Consider the following 20,181-nt stretch of genomic DNA (forward strand, 5'->3'; position numbering starts at 1 on the left):
AACACCAGCACCACGTGGATACGCTTCATCGGGTCCCCTCCCAGCGCCGCACGCCGCGGCCCGCCGATGATAGGACGCGCGGGCGCCGGACAGGCGAAGGGCGGCCGGAGGCCGCCCTTCCTTCGTACGGGATGGACCGAAAGGGATCAGTCGTTCTTGTTGCTCTGCTGTCCCGCCTTGACGTGCTGCTCGTGCGTGCCGCCGCTGCTCTGCTTGCCGGCGCGCACGTGCTCTTCGTGCGTGGCGTGGTCGCCGCCACCGGCCTTGCCGCCCTTGCTGGCGATCTCACGCTGCTTGTCCTTGTCCATGGATGCGAAACCGCGCTTGTCATCACTCATGGCGTTCTCCTGTCGTGTGGATGGAAGGTCCGCCCAACTGGCGAACGCTTTCCACCCTAGCGGCGGGCCCATAAAGAAGCCCTTAGCAGCGAATCAACGGGCTCCTCCACAGCCTTCCGTTCACGTTGGTTGCGCGGCGCACGCCGCATAAGCAGCGCCCCCTTTCCGTTGCGCCGGTGGCCTCCCGGGGGCCGCCGCGCCCGAGTGCAAGCGATGCCCAGCCGATCCCGACGCCCCGTTGCCGCGCTCCGCCCGCACGCCATGCGCCTGGCCGCTCCCGCACGGCAGCGCGCTGGCACTGTGGGCGGTGCTGGCCGCACAGGCACACGCGGGGCCGGTGGTGGTGGTCGCCGTGGATCCACGACAGGCCTGGGTGCTGGAGGACGAACTCGCATGCTTCGCCGGCGCGCTGCCGGTGCTCCACTTCCCCGACTGGGAGACGCTGCCTTACGGCGAGTTCAACCCGCATCCGCACATCGTGTCGCAACGCATCGCCACGCTGCAGCGGCTGCCGGACCTGGAGCGCGGCGTGCTGGTGGTTCCGGCGACCGCGCTGATGCAGCGCATCGCGCCGCCGGCGCACCAGGCGACGGGCCTGTTCCTGGCCAGCGGCGACGCGCTTGCGCCCATCGAAGGCCGCCGGCGGCTGGAAGCCGCCGGCTACCGGCGCGTGCCGCAGGTGGCCGACCCGGGCGACTACGCGCTGCGCGGCAGCGTGCTCGATGTCTATCCCGCCGGCGACCTGGAACGGAGCGGTGGCGTATCGGTGTTCGGCCGCGACAGCACGGTAAACCGGCGGCACTCGACCGGCTGGTCGAAGGCCAGCCGGAAGTCTATGCCCGTGAGGGCGACGACCGGCTGGCCGTCACGCTCGACCTTGCCGAGCCCGCGGACACGATCCGGGTGGCGGAGGAATTGCTCGTGCGGCTGGGCGCGCGACGTCCGGAAACGAACGTCGCCTAGGAGGGGGAGGGACCGCGCCGGCGACCCCGAGGGTGGGCCGAAGCCCACCCTGCACGCGGGAGATTCTCAGCCGGTGGTGCCGGAGGACATCTGCTGATCACCGGTCGCCTGCCCGGCGAAATCCACCACCAGCGTCACGCGGCGGTTGGAGGCGCCTTCTTCGCGGGTCTTGCCGCGCTCGACCTGGCGGTTGGTCGCCTCGCCGTAGCTGACCGCACGCAGGTGCTCCGAGGCCAGGCCGTTCTGCACCAGATAGTCGCGCACCGCTTTCGCGCGGCGCTCGCCCAGGCGGCGGTTGTAGCTGGCCGAGCCGGCGGGGTCGGCGAAACCCTCGACCGTGATGACGGCGTCGGGATAGTGCTGGCTGATCACCTTGGCGAAGTCATCCAGCAGCGGCTTGTCCTGGTCGCGCAGGGTGGCGTCGTTGAAGGCGAAGTGCGCCGCGGTATCCAGCCGCACGCGGCCGGCCATCTGCGAGATCTGCGCGTCGTACTTGGCGAAGCGCTGCTGCATCTCCTGGGTCAACGAGTCCAGCTGTTGCTGCTGCTTCTGGTCGTTGGCGCGCAGCTCGGCGATGGCGGAATCGAAATCGGCTTTCTTCACGTAATTCGTGCAACCGCCCAGAGCGATCGCTGCCACTACCAGCGACCCCGCGGTCCACCGGAATGTCGAATTGACCATGTGCGCCTTCTCCTTCTATGAGCGAGCCCTTGGCGGGTGCCTGCCACTCCGGCAGCCACCAGCCTGTCGGCCCAGAGCCTCGGACCCTAGCACCGCCGGACGCGCGCTACCTTGACGGTACCTGACTCGGACGGCCAAACGTGCGCAAGGGCACGTCGCCGGATGTACGGGGTTCACGGACGTGCAAGCCGTGCATGGGGACGTCAGACCTGCTGATCGCGCTGCGCATCGTTGCCGCTCTGCCCGCCCTGGACCACGCCCTCGTCGGGCTCCTGTCCGGGCACGTGCGCCGGGGCCATGCGCGCCGGGCCACCGGGTGAGCCGGCCGTGCCGCCGCGGTTGGGCGAGTCCGCGCCGGTGGTGCGGTCGGCCGGGTCGCGCGGCATGCCGTGCATGCGCGTGTCCTGCTGCGCGCCGAGGTCCGCCGCGGCGCCCGGGTTGCGCGAAGCGGGCACGCCGCTGCTGTCACCGGGGACGTGGTCGCCGTCATCGCCCGTGAAACCGTGCTCCACGCGGCCAGCCTGCGCCGGACCGCCCTGGTCCAGCGACCGGCCGGGCGGGTCGACCCGCGGCAGCCCGCCGGGCAGGCCTGCTGCCGCGTCGAAATCCTTGCGCGCCGCCTGCGCAACCTCGCGGCTGATGCCGCCCTGGCTCTGGGTGTTGGAGCCGGCGGTCTTGCCTTCGGCGTCCGGGGCCATCGGACCCCCGATCGGCTCGCGGTTGCGCTCGTCAGGTTGGTTACCCATGGCGTGGTGTCCCTTGGCTGTACAAGGGGGACAGTCTGGCGCGCGCGCCGTCAGGGCAGCGTCGAAGCCCCGGCGGCCTCATCGCCACCGCCATGGCCCGCGCATTACGGCCAGCTAACAAGGTTCGTTGCACATTCAGCATCCGAGGCAGCGATCCCGCGCGCCGCCACGGCCCTGTTCGACGGAAGGACGCGCATATGACCACGCATGTACAGCTCTCCAACCACTCCCTGTGGCCCGCGTCCAAGTGGCGTCAGCTGGTGGTCCGCCTCGGCCGCCAGCTGGGCCTGATCGCCGAGCAGGCGCCCGCCCTGCCGCCGACCCGCCGCCAGCAGTTGCTCGCGGCGCAGGACCGGCGCCGCGCCGAGCAACGCCGGGTCTCCGAGCTGGCCCGTAGCCGCCACTGACCTGCCACGCGGCTCGGTGTTCCGCGGGCCGCTCAGGCATCGCAGACCCAGTAGTAGAAATCCCGCGCGATGCCCTTCTCGCCGGCGTCCGATGCATACCCGTAACGCACCTGCTCGCCCCGCGCCACGATCTGCCGGGCGAAGGCATCGGCCAGGCGGCGGGTGGGATCGCGCCCCAGCAGGAATGCGCGGAAGCCGTCGTAGCGGACCCGCTCGGTGCGGGCATCGGCCTGGATGATGTGTTCGGCATCCAACGGGCGTGGCTCCCTTCTCCGAAAGACAGGCCGGCGCGAGCTGCGGTACCTCGCCCAGGCAGCGCCAGGCTACGCCGGCGCCGGTGAAGCTGCCGCGCGCGATCGGTCGTCGCCGCCTGCATCGACCTGACGCGCGCCGCCGGCGTCGACCCGACCTACACGCTCCTTTCCCGCAACCAGTCAGACGCTCGACTGGCTTGCGCCTTCCCGTGCCCGCGCGAGCAGGCAGGACGTGCACGGCCACTTTCCCGAGCCATGACCCACCCCCACGACGCCGCTGACCAGCACGGCCGCCCCGGGCGGGAAGCCCGCCTGGTGCTGGAGAACGCGCGCCTGCGCAAGGCGCTGCGGCGCGCGGGCGTCGATGTCGACGAGGCGCTGGCCAAGACCGCCGCGGCCGACCACGCAACCCGGCAGGCGCATGACGAGGCTGCTGCTGCCGCTGCCGATCATGCGCATGCAATGGACCGCCAGCACGCCAGGCTGGCCGATGCCACCCTGCTGAACGAGCAACTGCAGCAGAGCAATGCCGCGCTCGAGGCCAGTGAGACGGCGCTGCTGGAAAGCCAGCGACGCTTCAACAGCCTCCTCGCGATGAAGACCCTCGGCGTGATGCTGTGGGGGCCGGACTATCGCCTGCTCGACGTCAACGACGCCTTCCTCGCGATGTCCGGTTTTCGTCGGGAGGAAGTCCTCGGCATGACCTGGCAGGAGCTCACACCGGGGGAATTCCATGCCGCTTCGTCGCGGGCGGTCGAGGAAATCGCCAGGGCCGGCGAAACCACGCCATACGAGAAGCAGCTGTACCGGAGGGATGGCACGCGCTGGTGGGGTCGGTTCGCGGCGCGCCGGGCCGATACCGACGTGCTGGAGGTGGTGCTCGACGTCAGCGACCGCCGCCGGGCAGAGGCGGCGCTGCGCGAGAGTGACGAACGGTTGCGCCTCATCGTGGAGGGCGTGCGTGATTACGCGATCCTCGCCACCGACGCCGAGGGCCTTATCACCGACTGGCTGCCGGGCGCCGCGGCAGTGTTCGGCTGGAGCGCCGCGGAAGTGCTGGGGCGTGACGCGGCGCTGCTGTTCACGCCCGAGGATCGCGCAGCCGGCCGGCCTGCGGAGGAACTGGCGACCGCCCGCGAGCACGGCGTGGCACCCGACGTGCGCTGGCACGTGCGGCGCGATGGCTCGCGGGTGTTCATCGAGGGCCACATGACGGCGTTGCGCGGTCCCGATCACACGCTGCGCGGGTACCTCAAGATCGGCCGCGACATCACCGAGCGCCGGGCGGCCGAAGAGCAACTGCGCCGGAGCGAGGCCGCGCTGCGCCAGCTCAACGAGACGCTGGAGGCCCAGGTCGACGCGCGCACGACCGAATTGCGCCAGGCGGTCGATGCATTGCACGCCGAGGCCCTCGACCGCGCGCAGGCCGAGGAGGCGCTGCGCCAGGCACAGAAGATGGAGGCGGTGGGCCAGCTCACCGGCGGCCTCGCGCACGACTTCAACAACCTGCTAACCGGCATCGTCGGCAGTCTCGACCTGCTGCAGCGGCGTGCCCGCCAGGGACGCTACAGCGACCTGGACCGCTACGTCGCGGCGGCGCGCGGCGCCGCCGACCGCGCTGCGGCATTGACCCACCGCCTGCTGGCGTTCTCGCGCCGCCAGACGCTGGAGCCGAAGCCGACCGACCTCAATACGCTGGTGCGCGGCATGACCGATCTGCTCAGCCGCACCATCGGCCCGCATATCGCCCTGGAAGTGGATCCCACCGAAGACCTGTGGAGCACGCTGTGCGATCCCAACCAACTGGAAAACGCGCTGCTCAACCTGTGCATCAACGCGCGCGACGCCATGCCGCAAGGCGGGCGCCTGGCCATCGGCACGGCGAACCTGCGGCTCGATGAGTCGGCGGCGAAGCGGCTGAACGTGCCGGCCGGCCCCTATGTCACCCTGCGCGTGGCCGACACCGGCACGGGCATGCCGCCTGACGTGGTCGCGCGGGCGTTCGACCCGTTCTACACGACCAAGCCGCAGGGCCAGGGCACGGGGCTGGGCCTCTCCATGGTCTACGGCTTCGCCCGGCAGAGCGGTGGCCAGGTACGTATCGAGTCCGCGCCCGGGCGCGGCACCGCCGTGACGATCCTGCTGCCCCGCCACGAAGGCCGGGCCGAAGACGGTGCCGGGGAAGACGACTTCGCGCCGGCACTGCCGGCCGCAGCGGACGAAACCGTGCTGGTGGTGGACGACGAGCCGACCGTGCGCACGCTGGTCGGCGAACAGCTGCGGGAACTCGGCTACACCGCGCTGGAAGCCGCCGACGGCGCCTCCGCCCTGCGCGTGCTGGAGTCGCAGGTACGCGTGGACCTGCTGGTGACCGACGTGGGCCTGCCGGGCGGCCTCGGTGGACGTCAACTCGCCGAGGCGGCACGGGTCGCCCGTCCCGCGCTGCGGATCCTGTTCATCACCGGCTATGCCGAAGACGCCGCCCTGGGGCCGCTGCAGCCTGGCATGCAGGTGATGACCAAGCCCTTCGCGATCGACGCCCTGGCCGCGCGCATCCGCGACATGCTCGGGCGGGGTGCGACACAGGCCGGCCAGGGCCTGTCACCGCCCTGAAAAATGTCCCATCGGCGGACGCTTTTTCAGGCCGCATGCCCCGCTCCGCACGCTGCCATGCGACCGGTGGCCCGCCCATGGCTGGCGTCACCCTTGCAACGCATGGCGTGCCTGGCCATCCGGCCGGGTATCCCACCTTTTCGTTCCACGGAGGCTTCATGGCAAACCAGCGAGACAACGAGCGCAGCAACCAGCAGTCCGGCCGCTCGGCCAGCGACGACAACGGCGACATGAGCGTCCGCGAGGCCGGCCACAAGGGCGGCCAGCGCGTGCGCGAACTGGTCGAGGAAGGCAAGGAGTCCGAAGGCGGCCGCAGCAGCGACCGGTAGGCTTCACGCTCGTTCGGACAAGGAAAGCCTGGCCTGGCACCAGGCTTTTTTTGTCGCGGGAGACCGCCGCGGGGCGCTCCCTCAGGCAGAGGCACCGGGGCGAAGGAAGAGGCTGAAGCCGAACACCGGCAATTCGCCCTGCATGAAGTCCAGCTCCGGCGCACGCTCGAAGCCCAGTCGCTCGTACATGCCCCAGGCGACCTGCATCGCGCGGGTGGTGTGCAGCACGACGCGGGCGTGCCCTCGTTCGCGCGCGCGCTGGATGCAGGCAGCGGTCAATGCCCGCCCCACGCCCAGGCCACGCGCCGCCGGCGCCACGCCGAGCAGGCGGATGCCCGATGCGTCGGTGAGCGTGCCGGCCATGCCGCCAGAGCCGTAATGCGCCATCTCGCCGAAATAGGCCACGCCGCCGAGCAGCCGCTCCTGTGCATCCAGTGCGACCAGCAACTGCGCCTGCGGCTTGCGGGCGAACTGGCCGATGTCGGCCAGCAGGGCGTAATAACGCGGCTGTTCCTCCGGCTTGGGGAAGCCCTCCAGCCGCGCGTACACGTCGACCAGCAGCTGGCCGAGGGCCTCGAACTCGTCCGGGCGGGCCTCGCGGAGGCGTACGTCCATCACTGGTCGCTCGAGCGCACCCGCGCCAGCCCGGCCGGCGTCAGCTCCAGCTCGGGCGCGCCTTCACACACGTGGTCGGGGCGACGCACCAGCCCGGCCAGCATCAGCCGGGCCACGGCCGTTTCGGGGACGCTGGCGCCCTGCCCTTCGGCCACGCGGGCGAGGTGGGCCAGATCCTGCAGGTCGAGCTTGTCGGTCATCGTCGGCATCCTTGAGGTCACGCCGGCGGCGTCGGTGCCGGCGAACTGCGCGCGAACGGCCACCAGCCGGCGCCGCATCGGGCGTAGCGGTCGGCCGCCCGTTCCAGTGGATTGTGCACGCTGACGCCCCCGCACAGCAGGTACAGCGGAAGGAACAGCGGGCCGAGCACCATGTACTGGTACACGTGCGCGCGCTCGTGGTCGGCCAGCGACACGCGCGGCTCGACTGCACGCCCGGCGCGATGGGCGTAGGTGAAGCAGGCCACGTCCAGGCTGCCGCCGGTGTGCAGGATGACATTGCCCAGGGTCAGGGCACCGGGCGACACCCACGGCATCCGCCCGAACACCAGCGCCAGCGCGCGTGGTCGCCACCGCACGCGGGCACCCAGCACCAGCCCGATGCCGCCTGCCAGCAGGCCGAGCAGCGTGTTGGGCGAGGTCCACAGGATGCCCAGCGCCAGGCATGGCCATCCCGCGTTGCACCGGGCCTGCCGTGCGCGGGTCAGCAGGACCCCACCAGTTCGTGCGCGAACGAACTGGCCGCCGCCATGGCCTGGTCCTCGTCGCGGAAGTGCTCGCCAGGGACCACGCGCAGGGTGCCGTCGGGAAGGCGCACGGTGACGCTCAGCAGGCCATCCGGCTGCTCGTTCAGGATGGCCACGAAATGCTTGCCGCTGTCCTCGATGGTGCGCTCACGGTGGATGTGCTGCATGAAAGCTCTCCTCGCGGTGGGTGGGTTCATCTTGCGGGCGGGCCGGGTCAACGCAAGCAGGCCCGGCCGTTTCCCCGGCCCGCCTGGCGGGGCCGCCGGCACGCCCGGTCAGACCGGCAGCGGCCCCGGCGGGTACGGGAGGGGGATCAGCGTGGCATTGCCCTGCTTGCGCTTCGCCGCCTCGATGCCCGCCTGGCAGCCCGCCTCGGCCGCCTCGAACAGGTCGGCGTAAGGCGCCGCACCGCGCACGATGTCGGTGCGGATCAGCGGCAGGCCGGGCTGGGCCCGCAGCAGCGCGAACTGGCCGACGAATCCCTGGCCCTCGCCAGGCGTGATCCACGAGCCGACCACCACGATGTCTCCGACGAGGTATGCCATGCCGCCTGCTCCTCTGCCCCGGGTACGGCCATGGTGGGCTCGCCCGGCATCACGCCCGGATGAAAATCGCGCGCAGGCAACGGCGAAGTGTGACGCCCTGCGCATGCCGGGCAGCCCGGTGGCGACGCCGGCGCCGCCCATCGATCAGGCGCGGTCGAGGCGTGCCGCGTAGCAGCCCCGCGTGGCGTAGTGCGCATGCAGGTAGGCCACCCCGGGGCGGGCGAACAGGCGCGCGATCGCCGCGTCCAGGTCCGTGCCCGCCGCCAGCTCGGCCTCCACCATCATGTGCCCGGCATCGAACGCGCGCAGCGAGATCGTGCGGATACGCAGCACCTCCGGCACCCGATCCTCGGCGTCATAGGCCGCCGTTGCGCCCTCGCGCACGAAGATGGCGTGGCTGGCGCGGAACGGGGTGTCGGCCGGCTGGTGGGTGTAGTTCAGCAGCAAGGCGGTCTCGCCGGGCTCGAGGTCGCGCAGCTCGACACGGTCGGGAAAACCCGGCGCGTGGTCGACCACGCAACGCCGCACTCCCAGGGCGGCCAGCGCCGCGTCGTCCTGGCCGAACAGGTGGCGGAAAGGCTCGGGCGAGAGCCCACGGATGCGAAAGGCCATGGCGGCGTTCTCCGGCGGTGGAATCACGCGAGGCTAGGGGTGGCGCCGCCCGCGCACACTCCGCTTCTTGCGCTCGCCGCGCCTGGCGCTCACGCGCGTTTCCGCCCCCTGTGGCGACAATGCCGACGGCGATACCGACGGGAGCACCCCATGAGCACATCCCATCCCGGCAAGAGCGGCGGCACCGATCGCACCCGGCACGATGCCCGCGATCCCGGCGCGGAGGTCCCCAAGCGACCGGCTGACACGAATGCCGGCGGCGAGGCCAGGAACGATACCGGCGAGGACAACCAGCGCCAGAAGGGCGACCGGCCAGCGGACGACTACGTGCGCCGCTGACAGGCGACCCTGCCCGGCGCGTGCCGCGGGCCGGCCCCCGAACGGGCCCATGCATGACCGATCATCGGCGGCCACCCCCTCACACGGACGAGCCATGAAACGCCGGGACTTTCTCAAAGGCAGCCTGCTGGGCGCCCTGCTGCCCGCCACGCTGGCCCAGGCGACTCCGGGCACCCTCGCCCTGCCTGATGCGGCGGCGCGGCTCGCAGGGCTGGAGCGCCAACACGGCGGACGGCTCGGCGTGGCCATCCTCGACTGCGGGGACGGCCGCCGCGTGGGACACCGCGCGGACGAACGGTTCCTGCTGTGCAGCACGTTCAAGGTGCTCGCAGTGGCCGCCGTGCTGGCCGGGGTGGACCGCGGCGACGAGCGGCTGCAACGGCGCATCCGCTTCGGCACCGAGGGACTGCTCGACTATGCGCCGGTCACCCGGCTGCATACCGGCGCCCCGGGCATGACGGTGGAAGCGCTGTGCGCGGCGGCGCTCACCGTCAGCGACAACACCGCCGCGAACCTGCTGCTCGCCGCCCTCGGCGGGCCGCAGGCAGTGACCGCGTTCGTGCGCGGACTGGGCGACAGCGCGACGCGGCTGGATCGCACCGAGCCGGAGCTCAACGTCACCCGGCCCGGCGACCGGCGCGATACCACCACCCCCGATGCCATGCTGGACACCCTGCGGCACCTGCTGCTCGGCAAGGCGCTGTCGGATTCCTCGCGTGCACGCCTGCTGGGCTGGATGCGTGGCTGCCTGACCGGCACCGACAAGCTTCGTGCCGGGCTGCCCGCCGGCTGGAGCGCGGGCGACAAGACCGGCAGCGGCGCGCAGGGCGAAAGCAACGACGTCGCCATCCTGTTCCCGCCCCGCCGGCCACCGCTGCTGGTGACGGCCTACTACGTCGCGCCTGCCGCGGACGCGCACCGGCGCAGCGCCGTCCTCGCCGAAGTCGGGAGCATCGCCGCTGCGTTCCCGGCCTGGGATCACGCATCGGCCGGCTGAGCCGGCCCCGGCCGGGGCCGCTCGGCGTCATGCATCCGATCGCCCGCCCCGCTGCACCCCACGCGCCTGCGGGGCGCCCATCCCGACGCTGCGCTCACCCTCACGCCCGGCGCGGCTGGCCTGGCGGCCGGGGCCGCGCGGCCCGACCGCGCTACGAATGCGCCAGCGCGAAGCCGATCGCCGCGCGCACGGCGGCCGCCTGGGCCTGGTTGCACTGTTCGGCGGTCGCCCGCGGGCTGTCGGGGTAGACCTCGGTAGTGGTCTTGTAGGGCGCGTCGGTGATGCCGGCACACAGCCCCAGCGGCCGGAGCGCGTAGTTGATGACGCCCGGCGCCACCACCGGCGAACCGATGATCTCGCCGTGGGCGTCCGCCGGGGCGATGTGGGTGACCTCGGCCACCGCCGCGATCACGGCCTGCTGGAAGGCCGGCTGCGGGTTGGCGGTGTCGCCGACCAGGTAGAAGCCGTCGGGGATCTCGCCGGGCACGAACGGCACGCCATCGCGCGCGGCCAGTGCGGGGCGGAATTCGGACTCGTCGGTGTCAGTGGTCTCGTGCAGGTCCACGTGCACCAGGATGCGCTCGCGGAAGGGCTCGACCAGGCGCATGAGCGCCGCCGATTCCGCCGCCGGGCTGTCTTCGCGGAACGAGCGGTTGGGATCGATCGCCTGCGCGTTCCAGCGATGGATCCGCTCGTACGCCCACGGACTGACGCAAGGCGCGATGAGCAGGTTGACCTTGCCCGCGTACTCGTCCGCGTGCCGCTCGGCGAAGCGCAGCGCCCCATGCACGCCGCTGGTTTCGTAGCCATGCACGCCACCGGTCACCAGGACGCAGGGGAGCTCCTCGCGCCAGCCGCGGCTCCTGATCGCCAGCAGGGGGTAGCTGTCCGGCGCGTAATCGAGCTGGCCGTACTGCACCACGTCGAAACGCGGGCGCAGCCGTTCGATCACCGTCAGCACCTCTGCCTCGTAGCTGCGCTGGCGCGCCTGCCGCGACAGCCAGGCAGCCACTTCCGCCGGTCCCCAGGGAACGCCGGGCGTGCCGATCGGATAGGGGGCCTGGTTCGTCATCAGGTCGCTCGCACGGTAGCCGGAAAGTAAGCGACGCACTCTAGCATCGCGCCGGCATGGCCACCGGCGCCTTTACGCCGGCGTGGTCGCGAGGCGACCTCGCTTTAACCACACAGCCGCTAGCGTCGGAGCCCAGCCAGCCACCGGAGCCGTGCCATGTCCAAGGGCGACAAGTCCTCCTACACCGACAAGCAGAAGCGCCAGGCGCAACACATCGAGGAGAGCGAGAAGAAGGAAGGCAAGTCCGAGAAGACCGCCGAGCGCATCGCCTGGGCGACGGTGAACAAGCAGGACGGCGGCGGCAAGAAGTCCTGACCGCCGTCGGCGTGGTCTTCCGAGCGCACGGCCCGCCTGCGGGGCGAGCCGCGCCTGCGCTTATTTCTTCGCGTTGGCGGGCAACGGTTCCAGGTTGAAGCTGATCGTGGTGACCTTGCGGTCCAGGCCCTGCACCACGTCCGAGGTAAGGTCGTTGGTCAGGTTGCCGCCCAGCACCGAGTCGCGGTCCAGCAGCAGCCCGCAGTGGTGGTTCTTGTAGACGCTGGCGACGATCGGCTCGGCGTCCTGGCCAATACGCTGCATCGCCTTGCCGCGGGTCAGCTGGATGCGCTGGTCGAGTTCGCCCGCCTCGCTGCGGTAGGCCTGCATGCGTTGCTGCAGCGCCTGGCCCTGGCTCTTGCGGTCGGACTCGCTCAACGAGCCGGCCTTCTGCTGGAAGCTCTGCAGGTCGGCATCGAGCGGCTTGCGCTGGTTGTCCAGCTGGGTGCGTGCCTGCTGGGCCAGCTGCCCGAGCCGCTGGCTCGCCGCCTGGCCGACCTTGGACTGGGCGAAGACCGCCTCACGCGAAAGCATGCACACCCCCGGCACGGCAGTGCCGCCGAGATCCGCGGCGCGCGCGGCGGACACGGGGATGATGGAGAAGCCGGCCGCGGCGACCAGCGAGGCGACGAGCAGGGAACGGGGCAGGTTCATGTGGACAACCCATCTGTTTGGTTGAAAGTGATCCGTGGACCTTCCAGGAACACGGCGGTTCCCCAGCATAACCAACCCTGCCGCCACGGGAAGTCGTGCCGGCTGAAGCGGCCCGACGCCGGAGCCATGTGCATACCGACCGGAAGCCTGGGCGCCGGCCAGCGCAACTGCCGTCACGCCGGCGGTCGCAACGCCAGGCGCCATCGTGCTTCGATGCGATCTTCGCGTGCGTCGTGGCACCCTTGAACCGATGCCCTCTTGCGCCGCTGAACGGCATCGACACTCAACGACAACGCCGATAGCTCCCGCAGTGCGGGTGGCCGCTCGCATGTCCGACCCGCGACCACGCGGCACCACGGAGACCTGTCCAGCCGCCACCTGGCCGCCGTCGATTCCCTGCACGGCGCCCCGCACCGCATGCATGCGAGCGATGGCCGAGCGAACACCTGAGCGAGGTTGCGATGTACACCACCACGACGCCTGCCCGGATCGATGCCTCCCTGCACCGGTTGATAGACAAGGTCACCCCCGGCGGCCTGCCCACCTACCTCGACGTGCGGCCGGAGCCTGGCGCGACCGTCAACGGATGTTTTTCCAACGTCCGCGCCAAGGTCGCTCGCGATGGCGGCCGCATGCTGTGCGGCTGGCAGCTCTGGCAATGGCCACGGGTGCTGGTGGAGGCCGAGTTCCATGCCGTCTGGCTCTCGCCGCAGGGGCGGATGGTCGAGATCACGCCCAAGCCGCACGGCGAGCGCTCGATCCTTTTCGTGCCGGACGCGCGACGCGACTACCACGGCGAAGTGGTCGACAACGTCCGCATGGCGCTGCATGACGACCAGCTGGTGCAGCACTTCATCCGCGTGTCCCGCGCGATCGTGCAGGTGATGACGCGCAGCGGCCAGCCTGCCGGGCAGGGGCACGTGCACGTTCCGGCGGAGCAGATCGCGCCGCTTCGGCAGGCGCAGCGCTTCCTCGGCTGCGCGATCGAGTCGGAGCTGCGCGAGCACGATCCCTGCCTGTGCGGCAGCGGGCTGCGCTACGAGCAGTGCCACGGCCACGAGCTGGAGCTGGCGCTCGCCTGAGGCGTCCGGCGGTTGGCCACATCCGGGGCGGACGTTCGCCCGCATCCGGGTGGCGAACCACATGCCCCTGCCAGGGGCGCGGGAGTGGTGCAGGTGTCACTGGGCCATAGCGGCGTGGCCACGTTCGGCGACGGCATCGTCCCCCGGCCGCCACGGTGGAACCACGGTGCGCCCGCCGGCGCTACATCTGCTCCATCGGCAGAACCCGGCGACGGGCCCGTTCGCGCAGCGAGCATTCGCGCAAGGTGTCCGCCATCGCCTCCAGGCCCGGCATGCCAAAGAGATCGACGGTGGGCATTTCCGGATCGGAGGAATGCAGCTGGACCCGGCACAACCCCAGCAGCCGCATGCCCAGCGGCTTGATCACGTCGAAATGATCCACGCGGAACAGCTCCACATTGTCCTGCACCTTGGAGAACAGGCCACGCTCGACACGCACCCGCTGGGTGGTGACCGTGAAAGTCAGGCTCAGGCTGCGCACCCAGTACACCAGCAGCGCGATGCCGAGCGTGCAGACCGCCACCACGTACTGGCCGAAGGTGTAGATCACCCGCGGGTGGCCGGTGAGCAGGGTCTGCTCGGCACTGGCTTCGTGCGCCGCGACATACGCGTCGAGGTCGGTACCGCAGTAGCGGCACTTGTGCGCCGCCGCCTGGATCAGCTCGGCACATGCCGGGCAACGCTTCAGTTCGTCGCTCATGGTGCCAGGTCTCTTCTGCCATTCCATCGCCGCGGCGATGGTATCTCCGATCAGCGCATGTGGGGCAAGCGCCGGAAACGGAGGGCTCACGAGCCGTTGCCCGGTACGGCCCAACGGGCCGGCGTCAAACAGTCAGACGCCGGCCCACGGCGGGCGAGTCATGGTGACCGGCGCGCCCGCCCTAAGCCTTCTGATCAAACCGGCTGCCCGGTTCAGGTAACCATCAAATGCCGTCCTCCGCCGGAAGCGTCAGCTCGGCGTGCTGCTGCGCGTCGGCTGTGTTCCAGCGGCGCATGTAGTCGGCCTTCTTGGCTTGAATATCGGCTTCGTGTTCGCGGTACCACTGCTCAGCGGCGGGGCTGACGGTCACCCAAGTGGTGTCTGCCATCCAATCGCGGAAATCGGCAGACCGCATGCTGTACTTGGCATCGGCACGGTTGTGAATGGGCAGCAGGGAGAAGCGCGCCTTCCAGAAGCCTATGCGCGGACTCACCAGTGCGTAGTAGGTCTTGCCGGCATCGAGATGGGCGACCATGAAGTCGGCATTCTCCGCCACGACCATGAATAGGTGGTCGCCCGGGTCGGCCTGGTAAGCAACCTTCGTCTTGGTCGAGACGATGCCGATGAACCTGTCCTTCGTGTCGCCGGTGTCGTACACGGACGATTGGATCGCTCCGCCGAAAGACGATGGCCGCAGGAACACGACCAGTGCCTTGCCAGGCTCAGGCATGGGTTCCGAACCACCCGCCTTCGTCATCAGCGACGACTGGCAACCGGCCAGTCCCAGCAGCAAAAGCAGCGCCACACTCCATCGAATCAAACGCATTCCCTCTTCCCCCTTCTGGTTTACTACCCATGGCGGCCGCTCCAACAGCGCCCGCCGACAAATCATTGGCCGTTTGCTCCGCCTGCCGGCTGGCGAGAGCGGAATTGGCCGGATACTGTCAGGTAAGCGCGTCCCGTGCCAAACCGCTCGCCAGGCCAGCAGGTCCGCGTCAGGCAGCCGGCCAGCGTGGCGAGACAGAGATCCTCACGGATCCTCCTCGACATATCCCCCAAACAAAGCCCCTTTTAGCTCCTGGCGCGTCCGTTGCAGAAGCGCGCCAGTTTGCATCGTGCCGTCCTTGGCGCGGGATCGCAAACCGCTAATGCTTTCCTGAAAATTCTGCCGCCGATGCCCGCGGATTACGTGGTCGAATGGTTTTGCGGGATCCGCCGCTATGCGAGGCCAGGCTGAAGAGGTTACGGCCAAGCGGCGTGCACCCCGTTAATCCCGCTACCGGGAACAACCTGCCATTCACCGGAGCTACTCAGGGAGCTCGTCGTATTGCGGAAGAGCGTCCATTATTTCGTACCACGGCGCCTTCGAAGCGCAATAGATGTGCACGTTCGGGGCGCGCGTCGGCGTATCGTCCAGCGTGCCCAGGCGGACGATGCATCGGTCCACAAGAAGCTTGCGCGAATACAGGCTCGAACCGCATTGACCGCAAAACACCAATTCGGTTTGAACCGACTTCCGGTAATGCCTCACGACCTCGGATCCGGCCGTAAGGGTCAGGGCGCTCGCGGGAACCATACCTCCGGTGGCGAACGCCGAGCCGGTCCATTTCCGGCATTCCGAGCAATGGCAGTAGCCGAGAAAGATGAACTCGTCGGCAACCTCGAAGGAAACCTGGCGGCAAAGGCAGGAGCCTTTGAGTTTCTTCATGGAGCGACTCTCCCTTGGCAGAGACGCCAGCATAGCGGCACGCACCTCGCCGGTGAGAGGGCGAGCGTCCGGTCGACGGGTGACAACATCGAATCTGCTGCGCGCCCTGCCACCGTGGGCCCTGAATCCATGACAGCCCATCGATATCACCCAATGAGGTGTCGGGCGTCCCGGATCCGTCCGGCATGTAGCATGTCCCGGCGCGAACGGCCGGGAGGAGCGGCAGCACGTGGATTTCGAGTACGAACGCATGGGCGAGCACGCCCTGCTGCTGCGCCTGGGCGAGGGTATCGACCGCGAAGTCAATGCCCGCGTGCACGAGGCCTGCGCGCGATTGCGGGCGACCCCGCTGGCGGGCGTGCAGGAACTGGTGCCGGCCTATGCCAGCGTGCTGGTGCGACTGGACCCGCGCGCCGCGGCGGCCACCGATGATCCGCTCCCCGGGCTGCTCGATCGCATCCGCCAGGTGCTGGCTGCCGGCGGCGCGGAGGCGCGGCAGGCGCCCACCGTTCACCGGTTGCCGGTGTGCTATGGCGGCGCGCACGGCGTCGACCTCGGCACGGTGGCGCAGCGCCTGGGCATGAGCGAGGCGTCGGTGGTGGCACGCCACTGTGCGGTCGAGTACCAGGTGGCGATGCTCGGCTTCGCGCCCGGCTTCGCCTACCTGCTGGGGCTGGACCCGGCACTCGAGGTGCCGCGGCGGGAACGCCCGCGCACGCGCGTGCCGGCCGGCTCGGTCGCCATTGGCGGCGCGCAGACCGGGATCTACCCGGCCGAGCTTCCCGGCGGCTGGCAGTTGATCGGTCGCACGCCCTCGCGCCTGTTCGATGCCGCCGCCAGCGGACGTCCCTGCCTGCTGGCGCCGGGCGACCGCGTGCGCTTCGAGCCCATCGACGCCGCCATGTTCGACCAGCTGGCCGGGGATGCGCGCGCGTGATCGAGGTACTCGCGCCAGGGTTGCTGAGCAGCCTGCAGGACGCGGGCCGCCCGGGCTATGCGCAGCTCGGCATCGGCCGTGCCGGTGCCGCCGACCTGCCGGCCATGCGGCTGGCCAATGCGCTGGTCGGCAACCCGCCGGAGGCCTGCGTGCTGGAGTTCACCCTGCTCGGCCCGTGCCTGCGCCTGGCGCGCGCCGCCCGCGTCGCGCTGACCGGCGCGCCGTTGCCGCGCGCCCGATGCAACGACGTGCCGCTGCCGATGTGGCAGGCCCGCAGCTGTCCGGCCGGCAGCGTGCTGGACTTCGGCCCGATGGCCAGCGGCTGCCGCAGCTACCTGGCGATCGACGGCGGCCTCGCGGTGGCGCCCTGGCTGGGCAGCCGCTCGACCGACCTCAATGCCGGCGTCGGCCCGCTGGACGGACGCGCGTTGCGCGTGGGCGACCGGCTGCCGCTGGGCGACGCCCTGCCCTCCCGCGCGCACGTGCCGCGCTGGTCGCTCGACCCGCGCCCCTGGTTCGACGTCGGATCGCCGCTGCGACTGCTGCCGGCAAGCCATACCGATCAACTCGACGAGGCCTCCCGGGCGGCGCTCACGCGCGAGGCGTTCGCGTTGCGCGCCGACAGCAACCGCGTAGGTGCACGCCTGCAGGGTCCGACCCTGCGCCTGCGCCGGCCGCTCGAACTGGTCAGCGAAGGCGTCGTTGCCGGCGTCATGCAGCTGCCGCCGGACGGCCAGCCGATCGTGCTGCTGAACGAACATCCGGTCACCGGCGGGTATCCGCGCATCGCGCAGCTGGCCGCCGCCGACCTGCCGGCGCTGGCCCAGCGACGCCCGGGCGATATGCTGCAATTCCGCTGGACCACCCTGGCCGAGGCGCGGCAGGCATATGCGCAGCAGCAGCAATGGCTCGCCGAGCTGCTCGGCCGGGTGGCGCAGCGACTGAACGAGGACACCTGAGAGACGCATGCCGACCATCGACCTCAACTGCGACATGGGCGAGTCCTATGGCGCCTGGCGGATGGGCGCCGACACCGCGGTCATGCCCTGGATCACCTCGGCGAACATCGCCTGCGGCTTCCATGCCGGCGACCCGCTGACCATGCGCGCAACGGTGCAGGCGGCGGCCGGCGCCGGGGTCGCCATCGGCGCCCACATCGGCCTGCCCGACCTGGCGGGCTTCGGCCGGCGCGCGATGGCGATGGCGCCGGCCGAGCTGTACGCGCTGACCGTGGTGCAGCTGGGCGCATTGGCGGCGATGGCACGCACCGCCGGCGCGGAGGTGACCCACCTCAAGCCGCATGGCGCGCTGTACCACATGGTCGAACAGGACCCGGCGCTGGCGCAGGCGGTGGTGCAGGCGATCCGCGACGTCGATCCCGGCCTGCGGCTGGTCGGCCTGGCCGGCGGCGCGCTGGTGCATGCGGGGCGCGACGCAGGCCTCGCGGTGGTGCACGAAGCCTTCGCCGATCGCCGCTACCGTGCCGACGGCCACCTGGTCGCCCGCGGCCAGCCCGGCGCGGTGATCGAGGATCCCGCGGCCGCGGTGCGCCAGGCGGTGGTGCTGGCCTGCGAGGGCGTGGTCGACAGCGTGGACGGCGAGCCGGTGCGGGTGCGGGCCGACAGCCTGTGCGTGCACGGCGACCGCCCCGATGCGGCGCTGTTCGCGCAGGCCCTGCACGAAGGCCTGCGCGCGGCCGGGGTGACGCTGCGTGCCTGTGGGGTGCCCGCATGAACCACTGGCCGATGCTCGGCGTCCTGATCATCGTGCTCGGCTTCGTGCTGCGCTTCAACGCGGTGCTGGTGGTGGTGACCGGCGGCGTGGTCAGCGGCCTGCTGGCCGGGTACGACGTGCCGGACCTGCTCGCCCTGATCGGCGAGAGCTTCGTCGCCAACCGCGCCCTGCTGCTGATCGCGCTGACGCTGCCGGCGGTCGGCGTGCTCGAGCGCTGCGGCCTGCGCGAGTACGCGCGGCACTGGATCGGACGCTTGCGCGGGCTCAACCTCACGCGCCTGCTGGTTGCCTACCTGGGCCTGCGCCAGCTGCTTTCGATGCTCGGCATGACCAACGTCGCCGGTCATCCGCAGACCGTACGCCCGATGCTCGCGCCGATGAGCGAAACCGCCTTCGAGCGCGACAAGGGCGCGCCGGCGACGCCGGAGGAACTGGCCAGGGTGCGCGCGCTGGCGGCGGCGACCGACAACGTCGGCCTGTTCTTCGGCGAGGACGTCTTCATTGCGCTGGGTGCGGTGCTGCTGATCCAGGGCTTCTACGCCAGCCACGGGATCGTGCTGCAACCGCTGGCGATCGCACTGTGGGCGCTGCCGACCGCGATCGGCGCCTTCGTCATCCACGGCCTGCGCCTGGCGGTGGCGCGCCGGCGCCTGCTGGCGCGGTATCCGGGACAGGCCGATGCTGCGGATTGAGTACGCCTACGACCTGCTCGCGCTGTTCCTGCTTTGCGCCGGCCTGCTCAATCTGCGCGACCGGCAATGGCGCACGGCAGCTTTCTGGCTGGTGCTGGCCGCGTTGTTCGGCGGCGGCGAGGCGGTGATCCGGGCGAAGGCCGCCGGCGTGCGCTGGCCGGCCGAGCTTGCCGGCGCGGCGGTGCTGGTGCTCGCCTTGCTGGCGCCGGGCGTGGGCAGGCATCGCGTGCCGATGGTGCCGGAAGCGCAGCGCGAGGCGTCGGCACGGCGGCTGGGCCGCCGCCTGTTCGGCCCGGCCCTGCTGATCCCGCTGGTGACCGTACTGGTCAGCGTGTTCGGCGGCTACCTGTACCTGCAGGGGCAGCCGCTGTTCGTGCCGGCGCACCGCACCCTGCTCGGCCTGGTGCTCGCCTCCGTGCTCGCGGCGGTGGCGGCGACCCGGCTCGGCCGCGTGCCGGCGCCGGTCGCGCTGGGCGAGGGCCGGCGGCTGCTCGATACGCTCGGCTGGGCGGCGCTGATGCCGCTGCTGCTGGCGGCGCTGGGCGTGGTGTTGACCGCCAGCGGCGTGGGGCGCGACATCGCCGGCTTCAGCGCCCGCTTCATCCCGATCGACAGCCGGCTCGCCTGCGTGCTGGCCTACGGGCTGGGGATGGCGGTGTTCACCGTGATCATGGGCAACGCGTTCGCCGCGTTCCCGGTGCTCACCGCGGGCATCGGCCTGCCGCTGCTGGTGGTCCACCACGGCGCGAACCCGGGCCTGGTCGGCTCGCTGGGCATGCTCTGCGGCTATTGCGGTACGCTGCTCACGCCGATGGCCGCCAACTTCAACATCGTGCCGGTGGCGCTGCTGGAACTGGGCGACGACTGGGCGGTGATCCGCGCCCAGTGGCCCACTGCGCTGGCGCTGCTGGCCTTCAACCTGCTGGCCCTGTACCTGCTCACCTGAACCGTTCGATGTCCCCTGCCAAGTCCCCGCGCCGTGCCGCCACCCCCTGCGTCCTGCTGACCGGTTTCGACCCGTTCGGCGGCGAAAGCACCAACCCCTCCTGGCAGGCGGTGGCGCAGCTGCATGGCCGCCGCATCGGCGGGCATCGGGTGATCGC

At 70.8% G+C, this 20,181-nt stretch carries 26 protein-coding genes and 3 pseudogenes; 14 read left to right on the top strand and 15 right to left on the bottom strand.

What is annotated here, in order from left to right; all coding sequences use genetic code 11:
* Window positions 1-146 precede the first annotated feature (146 nt).
* Entirely contained in the window at window positions 147-338 is a 192-nt protein-coding gene (locus tag VFH59_RS13815; protein ID WP_325165488.1) for a KGG domain-containing protein, read from the bottom strand.
* Window positions 339-576: 238 nt separating this feature from the next.
* Between VFH59_RS13815 and VFH59_RS13820 the strand changes: the two genes are divergently transcribed.
* On the top strand, window positions 577-1,398 hold the full coding sequence (locus VFH59_RS13820; RefSeq protein WP_325165489.1) for a hypothetical protein: 822 nt from the start codon (window positions 577-579) through the stop codon (window positions 1,396-1,398).
* Here VFH59_RS13820 and VFH59_RS13825 read toward each other — a convergent pair.
* Together VFH59_RS13825 and VFH59_RS13830 are read right to left on the bottom strand one after the other, a co-directional pair.
* Window positions 1,368-1,982, bottom strand: coding sequence for an OmpA family protein (locus VFH59_RS13825; protein ID WP_325165490.1), 615 nt, complete (start codon window positions 1,980-1,982; stop codon window positions 1,368-1,370). The genes VFH59_RS13820 and VFH59_RS13825 overlap by 31 nt on opposite strands.
* A gap of 203 nt (window positions 1,983-2,185) precedes the next feature.
* A complete protein-coding gene (locus VFH59_RS13830; protein ID WP_325165491.1) occupies window positions 2,186-2,728 on the bottom strand; it encodes a hypothetical protein in 543 nt (180 codons plus the stop codon).
* 197 nt (window positions 2,729-2,925) lie between these two features.
* Here VFH59_RS13830 and VFH59_RS13835 point away from each other — a divergent pair, with 197 nt between their 5' ends.
* The gene (locus VFH59_RS13835) at window positions 2,926-3,135 is read left to right on the top strand and encodes a hypothetical protein (RefSeq protein ID WP_325165492.1); all 210 of its coding nucleotides are present in this window, start codon (window positions 2,926-2,928) and stop codon (window positions 3,133-3,135) included.
* A gap of 32 nt (window positions 3,136-3,167) precedes the next feature.
* Here the strand turns inward: VFH59_RS13835 and VFH59_RS13840 are convergent, their stop codons facing one another.
* Window positions 3,168-3,389: a hypothetical protein gene (locus tag VFH59_RS13840; RefSeq protein WP_325165493.1), complete on the bottom strand. Its 222-nt coding sequence runs from the start codon at window positions 3,387-3,389 to the stop codon at window positions 3,168-3,170.
* 573 nt (window positions 3,390-3,962) lie between these two features.
* Between VFH59_RS13840 and VFH59_RS13845 the strand changes: the two are divergent.
* A pseudogene (locus VFH59_RS13845) lies at window positions 3,963-6,002 on the top strand (PAS domain S-box protein); the annotation flags it as partial.
* Between the two features lie 158 nt (window positions 6,003-6,160).
* Window positions 6,161-6,331, top strand: a complete 171-nt coding sequence (locus VFH59_RS13850; RefSeq protein WP_325165495.1) for a small, acid-soluble spore protein, alpha/beta type — start codon at window positions 6,161-6,163, stop codon at window positions 6,329-6,331.
* A gap of 81 nt (window positions 6,332-6,412) precedes the next feature.
* Here the strand turns inward: VFH59_RS13850 and VFH59_RS13855 are convergent, their stop codons facing one another.
* The 6 genes from VFH59_RS13855 to VFH59_RS13880 form a co-directional block, all read right to left on the bottom strand.
* Window positions 6,413-6,946 (bottom strand): GNAT family N-acetyltransferase, encoded by a 534-nt coding sequence (locus tag VFH59_RS13855; protein WP_325165496.1) that lies wholly within the window; start codon window positions 6,944-6,946, stop codon window positions 6,413-6,415.
* Complete coding sequence (locus VFH59_RS13860) at window positions 6,946-7,146, bottom strand: hypothetical protein (protein ID WP_325165497.1); 201 nt, start codon at window positions 7,144-7,146, stop codon at window positions 6,946-6,948. The genes VFH59_RS13855 and VFH59_RS13860 overlap by 1 nt, the downstream gene beginning before the upstream one ends.
* Before the next feature lie 17 nt (window positions 7,147-7,163).
* Entirely contained in the window at window positions 7,164-7,652 is a 489-nt protein-coding gene (locus VFH59_RS13865) for a hypothetical protein (RefSeq protein WP_325165515.1), read from the bottom strand.
* Complete coding sequence (locus VFH59_RS13870; protein WP_325165498.1) at window positions 7,649-7,858, bottom strand: hypothetical protein; 210 nt, start codon at window positions 7,856-7,858, stop codon at window positions 7,649-7,651. Before VFH59_RS13870 ends, VFH59_RS13865 begins: the two co-directional genes overlap by 4 nt.
* 108 nt (window positions 7,859-7,966) lie before the next feature.
* The gene (locus tag VFH59_RS13875; protein WP_325165499.1) at window positions 7,967-8,236 is read right to left on the bottom strand and encodes a hypothetical protein; all 270 of its coding nucleotides are present in this window, start codon (window positions 8,234-8,236) and stop codon (window positions 7,967-7,969) included.
* Between the two features lie 144 nt (window positions 8,237-8,380).
* Window positions 8,381-8,848, bottom strand: coding sequence for a DUF1203 domain-containing protein (locus VFH59_RS13880; protein WP_325165500.1), 468 nt, complete (start codon window positions 8,846-8,848; stop codon window positions 8,381-8,383).
* Window positions 8,849-8,998: 150 nt separating this feature from the next.
* Here VFH59_RS13880 and VFH59_RS13885 point away from each other — a divergent pair, with 150 nt between their 5' ends.
* Window positions 8,999-9,187 carry a hypothetical protein gene (locus tag VFH59_RS13885; protein WP_325165501.1) on the top strand — a complete coding sequence of 63 codons (189 nt, stop codon included), beginning with the start codon at window positions 8,999-9,001 and terminating at the stop codon, window positions 9,185-9,187.
* A 94-nt stretch (window positions 9,188-9,281) separates the two neighbouring features.
* Window positions 9,282-10,184, top strand: a complete 903-nt coding sequence (bla, locus tag VFH59_RS13890) for a class A beta-lactamase (protein ID WP_325165502.1) — start codon at window positions 9,282-9,284, stop codon at window positions 10,182-10,184.
* A gap of 151 nt (window positions 10,185-10,335) precedes the next feature.
* Here bla and VFH59_RS13895 read toward each other — a convergent pair whose 3' ends face one another.
* Window positions 10,336-11,256, bottom strand: coding sequence for a M14 family metallocarboxypeptidase (locus tag VFH59_RS13895; protein WP_325165503.1), 921 nt, complete (start codon window positions 11,254-11,256; stop codon window positions 10,336-10,338).
* Between the two features lie 156 nt (window positions 11,257-11,412).
* Between VFH59_RS13895 and VFH59_RS13900 the strand changes: the two are divergent.
* Window positions 11,413-11,568, top strand: a pseudogene (locus tag VFH59_RS13900) (HupB); the annotation flags it as partial.
* A 63-nt stretch (window positions 11,569-11,631) separates the two neighbouring features.
* Here VFH59_RS13900 and VFH59_RS13905 read toward each other — a convergent pair.
* On the bottom strand, window positions 11,632-12,225 hold the full coding sequence (locus tag VFH59_RS13905) for an OmpH family outer membrane protein (RefSeq protein WP_325165505.1): 594 nt from the start codon (window positions 12,223-12,225) through the stop codon (window positions 11,632-11,634).
* A gap of 461 nt (window positions 12,226-12,686) precedes the next feature.
* Here VFH59_RS13905 and VFH59_RS13910 point away from each other — a divergent pair, with 461 nt between their 5' ends.
* The gene (locus VFH59_RS13910) at window positions 12,687-13,307 is read left to right on the top strand and encodes an SEC-C domain-containing protein (protein ID WP_325165506.1); all 621 of its coding nucleotides are present in this window, start codon (window positions 12,687-12,689) and stop codon (window positions 13,305-13,307) included.
* A gap of 181 nt (window positions 13,308-13,488) precedes the next feature.
* Here the strand turns inward: VFH59_RS13910 and VFH59_RS13915 are convergent, their stop codons facing one another.
* From VFH59_RS13915 to VFH59_RS13925, 3 genes are all read right to left on the bottom strand, one after another.
* Entirely contained in the window at window positions 13,489-14,007 is a 519-nt protein-coding gene (locus VFH59_RS13915; RefSeq protein ID WP_325165507.1) for a PH domain-containing protein, read from the bottom strand.
* 223 nt (window positions 14,008-14,230) lie between these two features.
* Complete coding sequence (locus VFH59_RS13920) at window positions 14,231-14,833, bottom strand: hypothetical protein (protein WP_325165508.1); 603 nt, start codon at window positions 14,831-14,833, stop codon at window positions 14,231-14,233.
* Between the two features lie 480 nt (window positions 14,834-15,313).
* A complete protein-coding gene (locus tag VFH59_RS13925) occupies window positions 15,314-15,715 on the bottom strand; it encodes a GFA family protein (protein ID WP_325165509.1) in 402 nt (133 codons plus the stop codon).
* A gap of 229 nt (window positions 15,716-15,944) precedes the next feature.
* On the opposite strand from VFH59_RS13925, the gene pxpB reads away from it, so the two are divergent.
* From pxpB to VFH59_RS13955, 6 genes and pseudogenes are all read left to right on the top strand, one after another.
* Entirely contained in the window at window positions 15,945-16,652 is a 708-nt protein-coding gene (gene pxpB, locus VFH59_RS13930) for a 5-oxoprolinase subunit PxpB (protein ID WP_325165510.1), read from the top strand.
* Complete coding sequence (locus tag VFH59_RS13935; RefSeq protein WP_325165511.1) at window positions 16,649-17,611, top strand: biotin-dependent carboxyltransferase family protein; 963 nt, start codon at window positions 16,649-16,651, stop codon at window positions 17,609-17,611. Before pxpB ends, VFH59_RS13935 begins: the two co-directional genes overlap by 4 nt.
* Window positions 17,612-17,618: 7 nt before the next feature.
* Window positions 17,619-18,386, top strand: a complete 768-nt coding sequence (locus VFH59_RS13940) for a 5-oxoprolinase subunit PxpA (protein WP_325165512.1) — start codon at window positions 17,619-17,621, stop codon at window positions 18,384-18,386.
* Window positions 18,383-19,078 carry a 5-oxoproline transporter, DUF969 family subunit gene (locus tag VFH59_RS13945; protein ID WP_325165513.1) on the top strand — a complete coding sequence of 232 codons (696 nt, stop codon included), beginning with the start codon at window positions 18,383-18,385 and terminating at the stop codon, window positions 19,076-19,078. Before VFH59_RS13940 ends, VFH59_RS13945 begins: the two co-directional genes overlap by 4 nt.
* The gene (locus VFH59_RS13950; RefSeq protein ID WP_325165514.1) at window positions 19,065-20,024 is read left to right on the top strand and encodes a 5-oxoproline transporter, DUF979 family subunit; all 960 of its coding nucleotides are present in this window, start codon (window positions 19,065-19,067) and stop codon (window positions 20,022-20,024) included. The genes VFH59_RS13945 and VFH59_RS13950 overlap by 14 nt, the downstream gene beginning before the upstream one ends.
* 8 nt (window positions 20,025-20,032) lie before the next feature.
* Window positions 20,033-20,181, top strand: a pseudogene (locus VFH59_RS13955) (hypothetical protein); the annotation flags it as partial.

The organism is Frateuria sp., from assembly GCF_035695185.1.
In the GTDB taxonomy this organism is placed as follows: Bacteria; Pseudomonadota; Gammaproteobacteria; order Xanthomonadales; family Rhodanobacteraceae; genus Frateuria_A.

Bases quoted from the DNA above. Each gene is read 5' to 3' on its own strand.
- bla (WP_325165502.1), top strand. From the start codon at position 9,282: ATGAAACGCCGGGACTTTCTCAAAGGCAGCCTGCTGGGCGCCCTGCTG.
- VFH59_RS13875 (WP_325165499.1), bottom strand. From the start codon at position 8,236: ATGGCATACCTCGTCGGAGACATCGTGGTGGTCGGCTCGTGGATCACG.
- VFH59_RS13895 (WP_325165503.1), bottom strand. From the start codon at position 11,256: ATGACGAACCAGGCCCCCTATCCGATCGGCACGCCCGGCGTTCCCTGG.
- VFH59_RS13870 (WP_325165498.1), bottom strand. From the start codon at position 7,858: ATGCAGCACATCCACCGTGAGCGCACCATCGAGGACAGCGGCAAGCAT.
- VFH59_RS13880 (WP_325165500.1), bottom strand. From the start codon at position 8,848: ATGGCCTTTCGCATCCGTGGGCTCTCGCCCGAGCCTTTCCGCCACCTG.
- VFH59_RS13850 (WP_325165495.1), top strand. From the start codon at position 6,161: ATGGCAAACCAGCGAGACAACGAGCGCAGCAACCAGCAGTCCGGCCGC.
- VFH59_RS13860 (WP_325165497.1), bottom strand. From the start codon at position 7,146: ATGACCGACAAGCTCGACCTGCAGGATCTGGCCCACCTCGCCCGCGTG.
- VFH59_RS13945 (WP_325165513.1), top strand. From the start codon at position 18,383: ATGAACCACTGGCCGATGCTCGGCGTCCTGATCATCGTGCTCGGCTTC.
- VFH59_RS13830 (WP_325165491.1), bottom strand. From the start codon at position 2,728: ATGGGTAACCAACCTGACGAGCGCAACCGCGAGCCGATCGGGGGTCCG.
- VFH59_RS13825 (WP_325165490.1), bottom strand. From the start codon at position 1,982: ATGGTCAATTCGACATTCCGGTGGACCGCGGGGTCGCTGGTAGTGGCA.
- VFH59_RS13920 (WP_325165508.1), bottom strand. From the start codon at position 14,833: ATGCGTTTGATTCGATGGAGTGTGGCGCTGCTTTTGCTGCTGGGACTG.
- VFH59_RS13905 (WP_325165505.1), bottom strand. From the start codon at position 12,225: ATGAACCTGCCCCGTTCCCTGCTCGTCGCCTCGCTGGTCGCCGCGGCC.
- VFH59_RS13910 (WP_325165506.1), top strand. From the start codon at position 12,687: ATGTACACCACCACGACGCCTGCCCGGATCGATGCCTCCCTGCACCGG.
- VFH59_RS13940 (WP_325165512.1), top strand. From the start codon at position 17,619: ATGCCGACCATCGACCTCAACTGCGACATGGGCGAGTCCTATGGCGCC.
- VFH59_RS13835 (WP_325165492.1), top strand. From the start codon at position 2,926: ATGACCACGCATGTACAGCTCTCCAACCACTCCCTGTGGCCCGCGTCC.
- VFH59_RS13915 (WP_325165507.1), bottom strand. From the start codon at position 14,007: ATGAGCGACGAACTGAAGCGTTGCCCGGCATGTGCCGAGCTGATCCAG.
- VFH59_RS13855 (WP_325165496.1), bottom strand. From the start codon at position 6,946: ATGGACGTACGCCTCCGCGAGGCCCGCCCGGACGAGTTCGAGGCCCTC.
- VFH59_RS13815 (WP_325165488.1), bottom strand. From the start codon at position 338: ATGAGTGATGACAAGCGCGGTTTCGCATCCATGGACAAGGACAAGCAG.
- VFH59_RS13885 (WP_325165501.1), top strand. From the start codon at position 8,999: ATGAGCACATCCCATCCCGGCAAGAGCGGCGGCACCGATCGCACCCGG.
- VFH59_RS13925 (WP_325165509.1), bottom strand. From the start codon at position 15,715: ATGAAGAAACTCAAAGGCTCCTGCCTTTGCCGCCAGGTTTCCTTCGAG.
- VFH59_RS13950 (WP_325165514.1), top strand. From the start codon at position 19,065: ATGCTGCGGATTGAGTACGCCTACGACCTGCTCGCGCTGTTCCTGCTT.